Source organism: Pectinatus haikarae, assembly GCF_050916305.1.
In the GTDB taxonomy this organism is placed as follows: Bacteria; Bacillota; Negativicutes; order Selenomonadales; family Selenomonadaceae; genus Pectinatus; species Pectinatus haikarae.
This window is the reverse complement of record NZ_CP116940.1, coordinates 3,029,317-3,045,939: the sequence shown is the minus strand read 5'-3', so window position 1 is coordinate 3,045,939 and position 16,623 is coordinate 3,029,317. Positions and strand designations below refer to the sequence as shown.

Annotated in this window: 14 protein-coding genes; 7 read left to right on the top strand and 7 right to left on the bottom strand. The window is 42.5% G+C overall.

The window, feature by feature from the left end:
* The first annotated feature begins 14 nt into the window (after positions 1-14).
* The 5 genes from NXG61_RS14655 (at position 15) to NXG61_RS14635 (ending at position 5,369) form a co-directional block, all read left to right on the top strand.
* Positions 15-1,193, top strand: a complete 1,179-nt coding sequence (locus NXG61_RS14655; RefSeq protein WP_196605669.1) for a mandelate racemase/muconate lactonizing enzyme family protein — start codon at positions 15-17, stop codon at positions 1,191-1,193.
* Positions 1,194-1,702: 509 nt separating this feature from the next.
* Positions 1,703-2,878: a type III PLP-dependent enzyme gene (locus NXG61_RS14650; RefSeq protein ID WP_196605668.1), complete on the top strand. Its 1,176-nt coding sequence runs from the start codon at positions 1,703-1,705 to the stop codon at positions 2,876-2,878.
* A gap of 42 nt (positions 2,879-2,920) precedes the next feature.
* A complete protein-coding gene (locus tag NXG61_RS14645; RefSeq protein ID WP_196605667.1) occupies positions 2,921-3,076 on the top strand; it encodes a hypothetical protein in 156 nt (51 codons plus the stop codon).
* Between the two features lie 173 nt (positions 3,077-3,249).
* Complete coding sequence (locus NXG61_RS14640) at positions 3,250-4,701, top strand: aminotransferase class I/II-fold pyridoxal phosphate-dependent enzyme (protein ID WP_307225105.1); 1,452 nt, start codon at positions 3,250-3,252, stop codon at positions 4,699-4,701.
* A complete protein-coding gene (locus NXG61_RS14635) occupies positions 4,698-5,369 on the top strand; it encodes a dTMP kinase (RefSeq protein ID WP_196605665.1) in 672 nt (223 codons plus the stop codon). Before NXG61_RS14640 ends, NXG61_RS14635 begins: the two co-directional genes overlap by 4 nt.
* A 146-nt stretch (positions 5,370-5,515) precedes the next feature.
* Here the strand turns inward: NXG61_RS14635 and NXG61_RS14630 are convergent, their stop codons facing one another.
* From NXG61_RS14630 to NXG61_RS14600, 7 genes are all read right to left on the bottom strand, one after another.
* Positions 5,516-6,679 carry an iron-containing alcohol dehydrogenase gene (locus NXG61_RS14630; protein WP_231038716.1) on the bottom strand — a complete coding sequence of 388 codons (1,164 nt, stop codon included), beginning with the start codon at positions 6,677-6,679 and terminating at the stop codon, positions 5,516-5,518.
* 24 nt (positions 6,680-6,703) lie between these two features.
* Positions 6,704-8,188: an aldehyde dehydrogenase family protein gene (locus NXG61_RS14625; protein WP_307225106.1), complete on the bottom strand. Its 1,485-nt coding sequence runs from the start codon at positions 8,186-8,188 to the stop codon at positions 6,704-6,706.
* 10 nt (positions 8,189-8,198) lie between these two features.
* Positions 8,199-10,232, bottom strand: coding sequence for an acetate--CoA ligase family protein (locus NXG61_RS14620; RefSeq protein ID WP_307225107.1), 2,034 nt, complete (start codon positions 10,230-10,232; stop codon positions 8,199-8,201).
* 17 nt (positions 10,233-10,249) lie between these two features.
* Entirely contained in the window at positions 10,250-10,861 is a 612-nt protein-coding gene (locus NXG61_RS14615) for a 2-oxoacid:acceptor oxidoreductase family protein (protein ID WP_196605661.1), read from the bottom strand.
* Between the two features lie 5 nt (positions 10,862-10,866).
* Positions 10,867-12,726, bottom strand: coding sequence for a thiamine pyrophosphate-dependent enzyme (locus NXG61_RS14610; RefSeq protein WP_196605660.1), 1,860 nt, complete (start codon positions 12,724-12,726; stop codon positions 10,867-10,869).
* A gap of 122 nt (positions 12,727-12,848) precedes the next feature.
* The gene (locus NXG61_RS14605) at positions 12,849-13,823 is read right to left on the bottom strand and encodes a C-terminal binding protein (protein WP_432748950.1); all 975 of its coding nucleotides are present in this window, start codon (positions 13,821-13,823) and stop codon (positions 12,849-12,851) included.
* 122 nt (positions 13,824-13,945) lie between these two features.
* Positions 13,946-14,983, bottom strand: coding sequence for an ABC transporter substrate-binding protein (locus NXG61_RS14600; RefSeq protein ID WP_307225112.1), 1,038 nt, complete (start codon positions 14,981-14,983; stop codon positions 13,946-13,948).
* 745 nt (positions 14,984-15,728) lie between these two features.
* Here NXG61_RS14600 and NXG61_RS14595 point away from each other — a divergent pair.
* Both NXG61_RS14595 and NXG61_RS14590 read left to right on the top strand, forming a co-directional pair.
* Positions 15,729-16,142 carry a PTS sugar transporter subunit IIA gene (locus NXG61_RS14595; protein WP_196605657.1) on the top strand — a complete coding sequence of 138 codons (414 nt, stop codon included), beginning with the start codon at positions 15,729-15,731 and terminating at the stop codon, positions 16,140-16,142.
* Positions 16,142-16,615 (top strand): mannose/fructose/sorbose PTS transporter subunit IIB, encoded by a 474-nt coding sequence (locus NXG61_RS14590; protein WP_196605656.1) that lies wholly within the window; start codon positions 16,142-16,144, stop codon positions 16,613-16,615. The genes NXG61_RS14595 and NXG61_RS14590 overlap by 1 nt, the downstream gene beginning before the upstream one ends.
* Positions 16,616-16,623 lie beyond the last annotated feature (8 nt).

Below are 16,623 nucleotides of genomic sequence, written 5' to 3'. Positions count from 1 at the left end.
GGGATCATTAATTTATGAAAATAACACAGATAGAAATATTTCATGTTCACAGACGTCCAAAATCAGGGCAAAGACCAATTTTAGTAAAAATTTCTACTGACGAGGAAGGTCTTTACGGCATAGGAGAAGCAGGTATGGCCTATGGGGCGGGTGGAAGCGCTGCTGTAGGGGCGATCAAAGATTTTGGTGAATTGATTCTTGGCAGAGATCCGTTTGATACGGAAGCTATATGGGAGCATCTGTTTAAGAAGACTTTTTGGGGTCAAGGCGGAGGAACCGCCATATTTTCAGCAATTTCTGCGTTGGATATAGCCTTATGGGATATCAAGGGGAAATTTTTAAACGTTCCTGTTTATAAATTGCTGGGAGGTAAAACAAATAAGAAATTGCGTACATATGCATCACAGCTGCAATTCGGCTGGGGACCAGTCAGAGGTGCCAGAGGACCAAAAGAAGAATATGCCGCTGAAGCCGAAAATGCGTTGAAAGATGGATATGATGCAATTAAAATAGATGTTCTTGCTCATGACAGAAATGGTAAAAATATTGATAAATTGGAAGGGCCGCTGCCGTATGCACTGATCGAACTGGGAAAAGAAAGAGTAGAGATAATACGAAAAACTGTCGGACCATATGTAGATATAATTATTGAAAACCATGCTAATACAGATTTGGTGAGCGCAATCCAATTTGCTAAATCTATTGAAGAGTATAATATTTTTTTCTATGAAGAGATCAATACACCTTTGAATACCGAACTTCTGAGACATGCAAAGCAAAAAATCAATATTCCCATTGCCTCTGGTGAGAGAATATATTCACGCTGGGGTTATACTCCCTATTTCAAAGATAGATCTATTGATGTTATCCAGCCGGATTTAGGTTCCTGCGGCGGTTTTTCAGAATTTAAAAAAATCGCAGATACGGCTCATACTTACGAAATATCCGTACAAGCTCATGTGGCGGGGACTGGAGTGGCAGAAGCGGCAGCGCTTCATGCTGAAACAAGCATACCAAATTTTTGCATTCATGAGCATCATCAAAAAACTTTACTGCCAGAATACCAGGAACTTTGCAAATATAATTATCAGCCTGTCAATGGATATTTTATTGTACCAGAATTACCGGGGATAGGTCAGGATATAACGGAGACAGTATACAAAAAATCCGATTATACAGTAATCAAGGCATAATATAAAAATTATGTCATTATATGCTGGAATAAGGGCAATAAAAACTTATTCCGGCATTATTTTTTTTTGGAAATTTTCTGTTTATTCGCTCTGGCAAAATTGAAATAATGTGAACTGCATTATTTTTTTTGGAAAAGATACGATTTGCAGTAAATTTTGATTGATTTTTTGCTGCTGTCGTTATATATTTATTAACAGTTATTGCGAAGAACAGTCTGCATATTTCATACAGATTTTTTGTTTGGCATTGATTAAAAACGTGTCGGCAGTAAATAGGAAAATTTCGTAAAATTTTTGTATTTTATGAAGGATTTTCTTTGTAAATGACAAAATAACAAAGGAATAAATTTATGGCGGTATTGCCATGGTTTATAAATAGCGAGTGAGGCGTCTTTTGTATTGAAGGGTGAAACCCGATGTGCAAAAGGCAGCTCTGTGGAAAGATGGAGCCAGTGCCTGTCCGCAAAGAATAAATACAATAATTGTATGCAGAGAATAAGGGGAGTGTTATGAAAAGTTTCAAATTAACAAAAGAACAGGCGGAAATTTTAGTAAATAAGTACCCTACGCCTTTGGCGGTCATTTCTACCGATCAGGTAGAGAAAAATTATCGATTTTTATTGGATAATATGCCGCGTGTACGTGTGTTTTATGCCATGAAGGCAAATCCTTCCCCTATAATCATTGAAAAAATGATTGATATGGGATCCAGCTTTGATGTTGCCTCTGACGGAGAGATCCGAATGCTGCAGTCTATGGGAGTGCGCGGAGAAAATATGATATATGCAAATCCTATAAAGACAGTGCAGGGCCTGATGGCTGCAGCTGAGGCCGGTGTCAATAGATTTACCTTTGACAGTGAGAGGGAAGTCTACAAGATGGCTGAATATGTTCCTGATGCGGAAGTGCTTCTGAGAGTTCGCATAAAGAATGCTAAAGCACTTGTTAATTTGAATGAAAAATTTGGCGCTGAGCCTGAGAATGCTATTTCGTTGCTGAATCTGGCCAGAGAACAAGGATTAGATCCGGTAGGGCTGGCCGTTCATGTGGGCAGTCAGACTTTGTCTACCGAACCTTATTATGAGGCTTTTTCTCTCTGCCGCGGGATTATTGATGAAGCCAGGCAGTTAGGATTTTCTTTAAATATATTGGACATAGGCGGCGGGCTGCCGGTACCGGCGCCGGACACCTGTGTTAATCTGGAGAATATGGTCAGGGAGATAAACGCGGGATTGGATAAATTTTTTCCCGATATTGAAATATGGGCGGAACCAGGACGATACATCTGCGGAACAGTAATGAATGCGATCACACGCGTGATCGGTAAACAGATACGTGATGGGAAGATCTGTTATTATTTGGATGACGGAGTGTATGGAATATTCTCCGGGGTATTTTTTGATCATTGGGAGTATGAACTGAACAGCTTTAAACAGGGAAAGATGCTGCCGTCGACTTTTTTTGGACCGAGCTGTGATTCTCTTGATGTATTGACCAAAGATTATCCGTGTCCAGATCTGCAAATAGACGATATTGTGGTGGCCAGCGATTGCGGTGCCTATACGGTTGCATCTGCGACTAATTTCAATGGTTTCGCCAAAGCGCGTGTAATTCATTGGGAGAAGGAAAAAGAGCGATTAGGTACTGCAGCAGAACAGAAAAGTGATTGTGAGGCTGTTGTTTGAAAGTTATGGGGGTGGGGTCATATATCAAGCATAATAAACGCATTGATAATAGCTGCGGTGCTGGTATTTGTCTATTATGATATGATGCATGGCACTGGGGCGTCAGGTTTGAACAATGTTTTTGTATTGGGAGCTGTAGGTGTGGCTGTTTTGATTGCTGCAGTAAAAATATTTTTGGCAAAACGCAGAAAAAAATAATGGTGCATTCCCGCAGTGTCTTCCTGAAAGAAGAGTATTGTCGGTAAATTTGACAGAAGGCCGCTTAAAATTAATAAATGATTTTATGGCGGTCTTTTTATATTGCGATAATTGGAATAAGAATCCGGGCAGCCTGAATTTTATTGTTGTAGAAAGAAAGTGAGGTAAAGCTTATGATGCAGGAAGACGCGCCGCTTTTTGCGGCTATGCAGAAATATGTGAATGATAAGGCTGTTGCTTTTCACACACCAGGGCATAAACAGGGAAAAGGTGCAAATGAGATATTAAAAAAAATAGTGACACCTATGGGATTGAAAATGGATGTTTCTCTCATGGAAGAATTGGACGATTTATTTGCACCGGAAACATGCATAAAACAGGCTCAGGACTTAGCTGCTAAACTTTATGAGGCCGATGAGAGTCTTTTTATGGTGAACGGTACGACCGGAGCTATTCATATCATGCTTTTTTCCGCACTTGCTCCTGGCGATAAGATAATCATACCAAGAAATGTACATAAAAGTGTTTTGGGAGCAATTATCCTTTGTGGAGCTGAACCAATTTTTATCGAACCTGCAATCAATACAGATTTAGGTATAGCGATGGCTGTACAGACTGAGTGTGTGGAAAAGGCAATAGCAGCCAATAAAGATGCAAAGGCTGTTTTTTTGGTATATCCAACTTATTATGGTGTTGCCTGTGATATAAGAGAAATAGCGGAAATCGTCCACAAGAACGGGATGCTCCTATTGGTGGATGAGGCGCACGGCCCCCATTTGAAATTTTCTGAAAAACTTCCTGTGCAGGCAATGGACGCGGGAGCAGATATGGCAGCACAAAGTACGCATAAAATATTGGCGTCTTTGACGCAAACTTCAATGCTGCATATAAAATATAAACGGGTAGATATAGAGCGTGTACATATGGCAAATTCATTACTGCAGTCCACAAGTCCTAATTATCTTTTGCTGGCATCGCTTGATGCGGCCCGCAGACAAATGGCACAAAAAGGAAAAATGCTTATAGACAACGCAGTGCGTCTGGCCGAAAAACTGCGTGAACGGATAAATACAATAGCAGGTTTATATTGCTTTGGAACAGAAGTGGCTGGCAGTGAAGGGTGTTTTTCCATCGATCGGACTAAAATAACGGTAACTGTAAAAAAACTGGGAATTACAGGTTATGAGGCGGAAAAAATACTGCGTCACAAATACAAAATTCAATGTGAGCTTGCCGACATGTATAATGTTTTATTTATTATATCCCTGGCTGACAGTGAAAGAGAAACAGAAATTTTATATTCCGCGTTGGCTGAGTTAGCAGATGATCATAGCGGGAAAATAAAGGAAGCTGTTGCGGATGAGGTGGATATACCATTGCCGATAGTAAGAATGACACCGCGCCGGGCTATGTTTGCCGCTCATGAAAATATTGATTTCATAATGAGTGAAAATCGTATTTGCGGCGAGACTATAACCTTTTATCCGCCGGGGATTCCGCTTATTTATCCGGGAGAGATAATTTCCGACAAGCTTATAGAATATATAAAAAAAAGGCAGCAGGCAGGCGCAAAAATAGTTGGTCCTGCTGATACCAAACTGCATACGATAAGGGTGATCAGATGAAAGGTAAATTAATCATAATAGAAGCGGGCGATGGTTCGGGCAAAGCAACGCAGACATCCTTACTTTATAAGCGTCTTGTAAGTGAGAAAAAAAAGGTTTGCAAAGTAGAATACCCCGATTATAAAAGTGAGTCTTCCGCTTTAGTAAAAATGTATCTGCGGGGAGATTTCGGCAAAACGGCAGAAGCGGTGAATGCTTATGCCGCATCAACATTTTTTGCCGTGGACAGATATGCGTCCTATAAAACAAAATGGAAAGAGCAATATGAAAATGGAGCCGTGGTAATCGCGGACAGGTATACAACCTCCAACATGGTGCATCAGGCAGTGAAAATAAAAGAAATGAAGGAACGCAGTAACTTTCTGGACTGGCTTTTTGATTTAGAATTCGGTAAGATGGGATTGCCGCAGCCTGATATGGTCATTTTTTTGGATATGCCGCCGCAGTTTAGTGATGAACTTTTGAAAGTACGGGGAGCTTCATCGGGCGGAAATGATATACATGAAGCGGACAGAGACTATCTGCATCACTGTTATCGTGTGTATAAAGATATCTCAGCAAAGTATGATTGGAAAAAAGTCGATTGTGTTAAGAACGGGAAAATCAGATCTGTAGAATCAATACATGAAGATATATATGCCATGATAAAAAGTTGTGTGAATTTTTAATTTGATAGATTCGATCTGAGAAAATATAATGCAGACTAAACAGCGGGACTGTGCACCATACTTATCGTGTGCAACAGTCCCGCTGTTTAGTTTGAAGGTTTCTGTTTTTTATTAGTATCTGTTCCTCTGGGAGAGGATAGCCGAAATTATAACTTCAGCATTTTATAGTAAAACGCTTCGACATCTTCCTGCGTCACTGGCTGGCGGGGCGATCCCTCTATATCTATTTCTAGAAGCGCCTCCCTGCTCATTTTAGTAATTACGGCTTTGTCGACAGCGCCGATATCCAGCTTCATATCCACACCCACAGCGGTAAATAATGTTTTGATCTTTTCGATCAATCCGTCGGCAGCTTCATCCGCCGGTACTTCATGTGCGAGCGGGTCAATATAATCCAAAATCTGCTTATACTGTTCGGCGCAGACATCACGCGTGTATTCGATGTTGGGGATTTGTGCCACTCCTACGCCAAGCCCGTGAGGAACACCATATGAAGCCGACAGCGGACACGAGACCGCATGCGGCAGTACACAGCCGTTTTTTGACTGTGCGATCCCGGCATACATTGAAGCCAGCGCCATATATATACGTGCTTCTTTGTCACCGCTCACTGCCTTGGGAAGATATTGGAAGGTCAGTTTAATGGCTTCCTTGGCAAAAAGATCCGCCATGATGTTTTCCAGGGTCGCGATATATGCCTCCAAAGCATGTCCCAGAACATCCAGACCTGTATTGGCGCATATAGAAGCAGGCATTTTATATGTCAGCTCCGGATCTACATAGGCATATTTGGGAAGCAGTATTGAAGAATACATGACATCCTTTATATTATCGGTATCTATCAATACGATGCACTCGGAGACCTCTGAGCCGGTGCCCGATGTCGTCGGTACAGCTATAACCGGTAGCAGCGGATGCTCCGGCACTTTGGCATTGTCCTTTCGCAGATACATATAATCCATGATGCCGCCTTCGTTGGTGGCAATTACCGCGGCACCCTTGCCTACATCCATGGAGCTTCCTCCGCCGATGGCAATAATTATTTCGCAATGCTCTGCGCGTATCTGTTTTGCACAGCTGTCTACACTCAGAACACTGGGATTGGGTGTAAAATCATCGAAAATGCAGTAAGCTATATTATTTTCTGTCAAAGCCGCGCATATCTCATCGGCAATATGCAGCTTTCTGAGATCTTTGTCTATCACCAGCATCGCTTTTCCGGCATTTTCTGCCTTGACACTTTCGGCAATATCCTTTGTTTTTCCCGGACCGAATTCTATCTGCACATCATGCTTGTAAGTAAATGGCATAAACACAATGAAAACCTCCCGCGCTTATAATTTAGGTGTAAACCAGCCAGTAGGCGCCGGTTCCAAATTGATATTGATCTGCTTGACCTCGGTAAATTCGTCCAATCCATAGGTGCCAAGTTCACGGCCGATACCGCTTTGCTTATAGCCGCCCCATGGAGCTTCATTGTAGACAGGACTGAATTCATTGATCCAAGTAATGCCCGCACGTATTTTTTTTATTACCTTCAGTGCTTTGGCGCCGTCTTTGGTAAATACACCGGCGGCCAGACCATAAGCGGTATCATTTGCCAGCTCTATAGCATCATTTATCGTATGGAATTTTTGCAGACACAAGACAGGTCCGAATATTTCTTCTTTCACGATAGTCATATCCGGTGTGCAGTCACCAAAAATAGTCGGTTCGACAAACCAGCCTCTGCTCAGTTCTCCCTCCATGGCTCTGCGCCCGCCGCACAGCAGTGTCGCGCCCTCTTTTTTACCTGTTTCAATATAGCCGATCACTTTTTCCATATGGCTTTTACTGATAAGAGGACCCATCGTGGTATTCTCTGCCAGTCCGTTGCCTAATTTTATCTGCCCGGTATATTCAACCAAGGCCGCGGTAAAGCTGTCATATATAGTATCCTGTACCAAAATGCGGGAACCGGCCGAACATACTTCACCCTGGTTGTAAAAAATTCCGAAAGCCGCATAATCAACTGCCGTGGCAATATCGGCGTCGTCAAATACCACTACCGGCGATTTGCCGCCGAGTTCAAGGCAGATGCCCTTTACGTTGTTTGCCGCAGCGCGCATAACACTGCTGCCCGCTTCAATGCTGCCTGTGAATGCTATTTTTTCCACATCTGTATTTGCCGCCAACTCGTCACCCACATCTGCGCCGCTGCCCAATACCAGATTGACCACGCCTTTGGGAAAGCCTGCTCTCTCCATCATTTCAAAAAGCATTACTGCCGACAGCGGCGTATAGCTCGCCGGTTTTAAAACGACGGTATTACCCGCTGCCAGCGCAGGCGCCAGTTTCCACATTGCCAGCGATATCGGAAAATTCCATGCCACGATCATTCCCACCACGCCGATAGGTTCGCGTACGGTCATTGACTGAACATTGGGATTGGGAACGGCATAGGTCTGTCCTGAAGGTTTTGTGCAAAGTCCTGCATAATAACGCAGACAGGCTGCACTGTCGTAAACGTCATAACTTGACTCGGTCAGAGTTTTTCCATTGTTCATTGTTTCTACACGGGCTAATTCATCGACGTTTGCTTCCATTTCATCAGCAAATTTATTAAGCAGTTCAGCACGTTCACCGGCTGTGCTGTCCCACCAGCCGTCCTCATAGAAAGCTCTTTTCGCCGCTTTCACGGCTGATCGGGCATCAGCACGAGTTCCCTTGGCAACAACCGCTATCTGTTCTCCCGTCGCGGGATTGATGATCGCGGTAGTATCACCCGAAGATGACGGTACCCATTCTCCGTCTATATACATCTTTTTTATTTCCGGCATTTTCTCCACCTCAAGCTTCATTATCAGTTACAATACGCGCATCGACTGCTATTACTCCATCTTCATAGGCAAAAACAGGATTCAGATCCATTTCCCGTATATTAGTATATTTAAACGGAAAATAAGATAATTCGGAAATGGTTTTTGCCAGAAACTGCATATCAATGCTTTTACCGCCGCGTATTCCCTCAAGCAATTTATATGATTTTATACTTTTGATCATTGTCAGGGCTGTTTTTTCATCGACGGGAGCGACCTTGAACACAACATCCTTCAGCACCTCCGTGTAAATTCCGCCCAAACCGAACACGACTACGGGGCCGAAAGAAGCATCATTGGTCAGTCCGATTATCACTTCTCGTCCTAAATCAAGCATATGGTACATGATTGCGCCGCGAAAATCACGTCCCTCAGCGATTTTTTCCAGAGTCTTAAACGCTTCCCTGGCTTTGTTAGGACTGTCTATGCCCAGCAGCACTCCTCCCACATCAGATTTATGTATGATCTGCGGAGAAACCACCTTAATAACCACCGGCCAGCCCAATTCTTCACCGGACTGAGCCGCTTCCTCAGCCGTATGTACAAATGAATACGGCGGGACAGAAATATTATTTTTTTGCAGCAGTTCCTTGACATCCGGCTCCAATAAATTATTCGGAAGCACTGTACCGACCGTCGGCATACTGGAAGCTTCAAAAGTTTTCCCAAGCTTTTTACACTTATAATATTGGGCCATCTTGGCAAACACCTTGACAGCGCGCTCTCCCGATATAAAGGCTGGAATTCCCTCCTGTTCCAATCGGTCAAGCGATTCATTCATATCTGTACCTACGCTTAAAGAAACCGCAATGGGCTTACCCGTACTCTTACCCGCCTGTATAATGCCTTCCGCTATCGGAGCTGATTTCAAATACGGTGTTCCGATATAGAGTGCGACAGCTGCATCGTATTCCTCCAGTGCGTTCGCAAGAGCATCCCGGTACTGTTCACCGGTGCCCTCTACCGTCAGATCCACCGGATTTTTGATACTGGCAAAGGACGGCAGGAATTTTCCCAATGTCTCCTTCATATTTTGACTCGGTTCGGGCAGACTCAGCCTGACCTCCTCTGATTTATCGGTAGTCATCACTCCCGGTCCGCCGGAATTAGTGACTATGAGTACACGTTCTCCTTTTATTTCCGGCAGTGCCGAAAAGCCTCTGCATATATCAAATAAATCTTCCAGACTTTCCGCACGGACAGCGCCGCACTGTCCCAGTGCGGCATCAAATACCGCATCCACACCTGCCATGGAGCCGGTATGGGATAGTGCTGCACGCTGACCGGCGCTGCTGTGCCCGGCTTTTACTATAACCACAGGCTTGATTTCGGTCAATTCCGACAATACCTTCATAAAAGCACGTCCGTTTTTTACCGCTTCCATATAGATGGCAACAACCTTAGTTTCGTCATCGGTTTTCATCCATTCCAGAAATTCCATCATGTTGAGATCAAGTCCGTTACCGAAGCTGACAAATTTGGAGATGCCGATTTTCTGAGCTTTGGCCATGGACATCAATATACCGCCGACGGCGCCGCTTTGAGAAATTATTGCTATATTCCCCTTTGGAGGACGTGTTTCCAAAGTCGCCAAAAGATTGCTGTGAGTATTGACGACACCTGCACAATTCGGTCCCACAAAACGCATGCCGTACCTGCTGGCAATTTCTAAGAGTTCCTGCTCCCCCTGAACATTTCCGGCTTCGGAAAAACCTGATGTTATAATTGCCGCGGCCTTGATGCCGGCTTGACCGCATTCTTCAAGAATATCCTTGACTATCGCAGCAGGTGCGGCAATCACCGCCAGCTGTACCTGTCCTTTTAATTTAAGTACGGAGTCACAGCCGGGCACATTCTCCATCCCCTGAGCTTTGGGATTAACGGCATAGACATTGGGCATATTGCCTTCTTTGAGTCTGTTTATGATGACTGCCGCCAGCTTTCCCGGTTTTACGGAGCCAAACACGGCAACTCCCGCAGGATAAAATAAATCCTGATAAATCATATGCAATGCCTCCAATATTATAATGCTGTTTTTATTTCCGAATGCATTCCCTTTTCAATGGCAAAAACGTTGCTCTCAGCTACCTTCGGCCATTTTTCCGTTACTGCCTTCACGACATCGTCCTTAGAAATTATTTCTTTTAACCGCGTGCTTTGCAAAATACCACCCAGTATATATATATTATCCCTTATCCGCTTGCCTTGATAAAGCGGCAGATCGGTATTGGAAAGGCATTTGACCGCTCCGCCGGCCTGCGTTACTTCCTGCCATACTTCTTTCAAAGTCGGATACGGTGCCTTGCCCAGCATAACGGCCGTCGGCTCCCAGCAATTGTCATAGAGGAAAAATTCTCCGCCTTTTTTCAAGTATTTCACGGCCTTAAGTGATTCGGAACGTTCCATTGAAATAACCAGATCAGCACTGTTCTGAGGGATATCCGGCCCAACGTTGCTCCGTCCGAACCGCAGCTGTACCTTTACAAAACCGCCCCGCTGTGCCATACCTTTAGTCGGGTAATAATTGACGGGCATCTCCCTGGTAAAGGCGACACTGGTTAAAATATCAGCTATAGTCAATACGCCCTGTCCGCCTACCCCTACAATGTAGATATCATATTTTTTTATTGACATAATTATTACTGCTCCTTTACTAATGCATCAAACTTGCAAACCTGAGTGCAGATACCGCAGCCGTTGCACTGAGCATAATCGATCGAAATAGTGTTGTCAGCAAAAGCAATGGCCGGACAGCCCGTAATATTTATGCATTGCTTGCAGTTAACGCATTTTTCCAGATCAAGCTTAATTGCCGAATATTTAATTTTTCTCCTGTTTGATTGAATCGCACACTCGCGCCTTGCCAGAATAACGCTCACACCCTGGTATTGCATCGATTCCGCTATAGCCCGTGCCGTTGTATCCAAGTCATACGGATCGATAACATGAAAATCTTCTACACCTAATCCTTCTACTACTTTTTTCAAATCAAGCTGTTTCCAGCTGCCAAGCTGGAAATCCTGAGCCGTTCCGGGATTTATCTGCATGCCGGTCATGGAGGTCCAGCCGTTGTCCATTATAATAACGGTCAAATTTGCATTATGCTGCAGAGCATTCACCAGCCCTGCCATACCGGCATGGAAGAAGGTTGAGTCGCCGATCGTCGCCAGCACCGGATTTTTGGTACCGCCGTATACCAGTCCCTGAGCCAGCGGAATGCTTGCTCCCATGGAAACCTCTGTCCACAGCGCGTTGAAAGGCGGCGTCGTACCCAAAATCGTACAGCCTATGTCGCCGGTGACAACGACCTCGCTCTTTTTCATTTTCAATTTGCTTATGGCATTCTGTATCGATATATATGTGCCGCGGTGCGGACAGCCGGCGCAGACGGTTATAGGCCGTGCCGCACATTTCTTTTCCGGTGCCGTATCCGTATTCTCCGGTAGAGCGGGCAGTGCTGTATTTAATAGTTTGCATATGCCGTTTACCAGATTATCGGCATCATAATAGCCGATGCGTGAATATGTGCCGTCATTTTTACCCAATATATCCACTTTGACGCCAAGCTTGTATGCGTTAAGATATACTCGGTTTTCCAGATAAGGCTCCAGCTCTTCAGCCACCAATACTCTGGTGCAGTGCTTCAAAACAGCATTGATTTCATCATCCGGATATGGCAGTGTATTATGCAGTTTCAAAACGGAAATATCGTCCGTTTTTATCTGATTTTCCTCTAATATATCAAAAGCTTCATCGATATAGCTGTTGCCCACACCCACGGAAATAACGCCGACTCCTTTAGAAGTTTTCAGACAGAGACTGTTCAGGCTGCTCTCGGCAATATATTTCCCTGCCGCATCCAGCCTTTCTATCAGCGCCTTGTGCTGATTCATACAGATCACCGCACCGGCCTTGGTATACTTTTCCATATTGTGTTCGAATAGCGGATGATCCGTTTCCGGTAAAATACGTTCTTCGATTTCCACCAGACCGTGCGATTGCGATATGCTTGTGACCGAACGCAGAAATACCGGACCTTGTATCGCTTCGGCCAGCTCAAAGGCGTATTTTGCCATATCATACGATTCCTGCAGATTAGACGGTTCCAGCACCGGCATATCGGACAGCAGGGCAAATCCTCTGCTGTCCTGCTCAGACATTCCCGCACTCACACCCGGATCGTCAACCACATAAACCACCAAACCGCCGGTACAGCCGGAATATGCAATGCTGATAAGGCTGTCATAGGCCACGTTGACACCGGTCATTTTCATAGCGCACATTGTACGATACCCTAGCAGAGCACCGCCGGCAGCCACTTCAAAAGCAACTTTCTCGTTTGTGCTCCATTCTACATGGGTTCCCTCTATATCCATTTTTAAAAGACTGTCGATCATTTCCGTAGATGGCGTTCCGGGATAACCGGCCACTGTTTTGACTCCGGCGGCCAAAGCACCGTACGCCACGGCTTCGTTGCCACTGATAAGTTTTTTAGTCATTTTTGTATTATTCCTTTCACCCAATAAAGCTTGTTAATGAATATCGTTTGATAATTAATCTTTCCAGTATTTTGCATCAGCAAAGGGCCATGCGATGCAGCGGCTTTTCAATGACTGATTCTCTATTTATCTATTACCAAATCGGCACCATCCTGATGCAGCAAAACTTTCACCGCATTAACTGCGGCACGGCGCTGCAGTTCTTCCAGAGCCTCTTCTGAATAATAGGATATATGCGGTGTTATATGAATATCATCGTACTTAAGAATATCCTCATCTGCCGCCGGAGGCTCGTTCGCCAGAACATCCAAAAAGGCGCCCTTGATCTGCTTGGTACGGACGGCCTGCAGCAGTGCCGCCTGATCGACTATTCTGCCTCGGGCTGTATTGATCAAATAACTGTTGCTGTTCATTTGAGCGAAGTGCTCCGTTCCGAAAAAATTTTCCGTCTTTTTTGTATACGGCATATGAATACTGACAAAATCAGCTGTTTGCAGTCCTTCCGCCATGGAAATATATTCTGCACCGCATTCGGCGGCCTTTGCGGGAGTCAGGGAAGGACTGTATGCCAGCACTTTTATTCCCAATGCAGCAGCCTTTCCGGCTACCTTCTGCCCTATGCGTCCCAGCCCTATGATAAAAAATCTGACCGCACTGAGGCGATGCACACGCATATTCAGAGCCGGCATGCCCCACTGTCCGTCAATGACCTTTGCCTTGAATCCCATGACCGGCTTCTTTATGCTGCATACGGCAGATATTATATAATCGGCAATATCCTCATCACAATAGCCGGGGATATATCCCACGGCTATATTATTCTCTCCGGCTGCCTTTAAATCTACATTATTATAACCGGTTCCATAATTGGAAATGATCCTGCATCTTTTCAATTTTCCTATCAGGTCGCGGTCCACTGGTATGTTGATCTGACTGAGTACCGCATCGGCCAGCGGAGCAAAAACTTCTGCATCCTCGCGGAATGTCTTATACGTTGAATAACGTATGTCATAGGTTTTTAAATATTTTTTGAATATACTGTTTTCAATATTATAGTTGGTCCATTCATCATCAATTATCCATAATAATGGATGCATCTCAACCCATCTCCCTGTGTTTCCAATATTCATCCCCAAAATATTTGCCCCTGAATATAATTTAAATTATTAAAAATTATAATGATAAACATTTTTTGCAATTTAAAGTATTTTATAAATTGCTATTCATTGGAAATTGCGGCTTTATAGTAGCTGTCAGATACCAAATCTGTACCTTTTATTGGATTAGTAGTAAGCTTCATTTTTATCCATAAATCGGATGCCTTCTGGGCTACTTCAGCCATTTTACCGTTTAACAGATAATTGTTGGTCATATCTTTATCGAAGTATTCAATATTAGGCAATTGAGCTTTGAATTCTTCGGGTGTCAGATTCTGACTTTTAGCCATAATCGGTATGGCATCGTCAGGATTATCCTTGGCATATTGAACAGCGCGGAGCCAAGCTCTTATTATCCCTTGAATAGTTTTAGGGTATTGTTTTGCAAAGTCACTATTGATTGCTAATGCGTCGACAATTACACCCGGATATTGTTTGCTGCTGACCAGAGTTTTACCGAAGGTGGTGGCATTAGCTTTTGAAAGCCAAGGTTCCCATGTAACGGCGGCCTCAACATTACCGCCAACAAAAGCAGAACCAGCATCGCCGGCAGTCATGTTTTTAATATCAAAATCTTTCATGCTGAGTCCCTGTTCATCAAGCATTGTATTGAACCAAAATAAAGATGCTCCGCCGGTGGTATCAAGTGCTATAGATTTTCCCTTTAGATCGGCTAAGGTATTATAGCCTTTTTTTGCCACTATTCCGTCGCCACCGTTGGAGTTGCATAAGGGCAGCACAGAATTGATGTCTAAACCGGAAGATTTTGCCATGACCTCTGTATCTATGGTCTGTGCCATTCCCTGTATCTGCCCGGCTTTAGCAGCCATCTTTAAGTCACCTGCCGATTCAATCACACGAATATCCATATCAATACCTTCATCTTTAAAGAATCCCTTTTCCAGAGCTAAATGCAAAGGTGCATAACCAATCCAGGTTGTAGCCCCCAGTGTTACTTTACCATTATAAATTCCTGCAGCTGCTGCATTTTCTTCTGATGAGTTGTTTTTTGCTGTTTTTGTATCACCACATCCAGAAAAAAATATTGACATGCCAACAGCCATAAACATAATTACCGCTTTAACTTTTGAATATTTCATGTTATCCAATCCCTTCATCTCTTTTTAATTATTATTAAGATTTATATAAATCATATCGCTGCATTAATAATAATTTCATTTATACAGCGACATAAAAAATGGCACTTACCCGATATGGGTAAGCACCATTGCTTATATGTGCCCATTATATATTCACTATGTTTGAATTGTCAACTATACAATATTAAAATAATTTATAAAATATTTTGTTCTATTTTAAAACATCTATGTATTGTAAATATAAAACTGATTTTGCTTTTATATTATACGGCGGGATAATATTATATATACATTATTATAACTTTTTAGTAATATTTAATGTCTGTATAAATTTATATAAAAAATGATAAAATATTTGCTGTGTTTTGGATTTGTCCTTATCAGGCTGGATGAAAAGCAAAGTCGTGATGTATTATCCGGTGAATCCATGCAAGAAAAATTCAGGGGCACTGGCTGTATTTGAAAAACTCAAATGACAATGGCTAGAAAACGTGTAAAGATTTGGTCGCAGCCTGATTATGACAGTGCCAGAGAGTATGACAATTCTTTCAAATTCAAAGTTGCCTTGAATTTGGTAAACTACTATTGATGCTAACTACAAAAAAAAATTCTTTTAATTATTTATTGACAAAACTTTATTCTCTAAATATAATATAAGTAAATCAAAACTATTTTTCATGTCCTTGAAATAAGAGAAATAAAATTTCAAATATAAAAAACAATATTTTATTATTAAGGAGAGTATATGAAAATAATATTAGCATCACATGGTCATTTAGCCAGAGAACTTCTTAATTCTGCAGAAATGATATGTGGAAAACAACAAAATATCGGTGTTATAGAATTTATACCAGGAGATGATTTAGATAAATTAAAAAGAAAATTTTCAGAATGTATGGATGATTCCGTAGAAATATTAATTATAACTGATATATTTGGCGGTACACCATATAATATTGCAGCTGGATTTGCATTGCAAAACAAACTCTGTATGGTTATTGCCGGTGGGAGCCTGCCAATGCTTCTTGACGTTCTAACACTTTGCAGTGGAGAAAATATTTCTGCAAAAAAATTAACAGAAATTATTTTATCGAATAAGATCAATTATGTTCGTTTTTGTGAGAAATTATCGCATTTATCAGAATTGGAGGAACTATAATGATAATAAAATTGTGTCGAATTGACGATCGTTTAATTCATGGACAGGTAGCTACGGTGTGGGCAAAAACTGCAAATGCTGAAAGAATAATAGTTTGCAGTGATGAAGTAATGAATGATACTATTCGTAAAACTCTTATATTACAGGTTGCACCTCCTGGTATTAAGGTCAGTGTGGTAGATGTTGAGAAAGCAGTTCGCGTTTATAAAAATCCAAAATATAAAGAAGATACAGTATTTTTTTTATTTATCTGCCCACAGGATGTCTTGCGGATGGTTGAGGAGGGAGTACCCATAAAAAGTGTTAATATTGGAGGTATGTCTTTTAAAAATGGGAAAAAGCAGATTACCAAAGCTGTATCAGTAGATGATTGTGATAAGGAAACATTTAAAAAATTGCATAAATTAGGAATAGAACTTGAAATACGTCCGGTTGTAAATGATATAAAAATAGATATTATGACCAAAATTTAAAAAAATTA

Bases quoted from the DNA above. Each gene is read 5' to 3' on its own strand.
- NXG61_RS14655 (WP_196605669.1), top strand. From the start codon at position 15: ATGAAAATAACACAGATAGAAATATTTCATGTTCACAGACGTCCAAAA.
- NXG61_RS14650 (WP_196605668.1), top strand. From the start codon at position 1,703: ATGAAAAGTTTCAAATTAACAAAAGAACAGGCGGAAATTTTAGTAAAT.
- NXG61_RS14640 (WP_307225105.1), top strand. From the start codon at position 3,250: ATGATGCAGGAAGACGCGCCGCTTTTTGCGGCTATGCAGAAATATGTG.
- NXG61_RS14635 (WP_196605665.1), top strand. From the start codon at position 4,698: ATGAAAGGTAAATTAATCATAATAGAAGCGGGCGATGGTTCGGGCAAA.
- NXG61_RS14630 (WP_231038716.1), bottom strand. From the start codon at position 6,679: ATGCCATTTACTTACAAGCATGATGTGCAGATAGAATTCGGTCCGGGA.
- NXG61_RS14625 (WP_307225106.1), bottom strand. From the start codon at position 8,188: ATGCCGGAAATAAAAAAGATGTATATAGACGGAGAATGGGTACCGTCA.
- NXG61_RS14620 (WP_307225107.1), bottom strand. From the start codon at position 10,232: ATGATTTATCAGGATTTATTTTATCCTGCGGGAGTTGCCGTGTTTGGC.
- NXG61_RS14615 (WP_196605661.1), bottom strand. From the start codon at position 10,861: ATGTCAATAAAAAAATATGATATCTACATTGTAGGGGTAGGCGGACAG.
- NXG61_RS14610 (WP_196605660.1), bottom strand. From the start codon at position 12,726: ATGACTAAAAAACTTATCAGTGGCAACGAAGCCGTGGCGTACGGTGCT.
- NXG61_RS14605 (WP_432748950.1), bottom strand. From the start codon at position 13,823: ATGCATCCATTATTATGGATAATTGATGATGAATGGACCAACTATAAT.
- NXG61_RS14600 (WP_307225112.1), bottom strand. From the start codon at position 14,983: ATGAAATATTCAAAAGTTAAAGCGGTAATTATGTTTATGGCTGTTGGC.
- NXG61_RS14595 (WP_196605657.1), top strand. From the start codon at position 15,729: ATGAAAATAATATTAGCATCACATGGTCATTTAGCCAGAGAACTTCTT.
- NXG61_RS14590 (WP_196605656.1), top strand. From the start codon at position 16,142: ATGATAATAAAATTGTGTCGAATTGACGATCGTTTAATTCATGGACAG.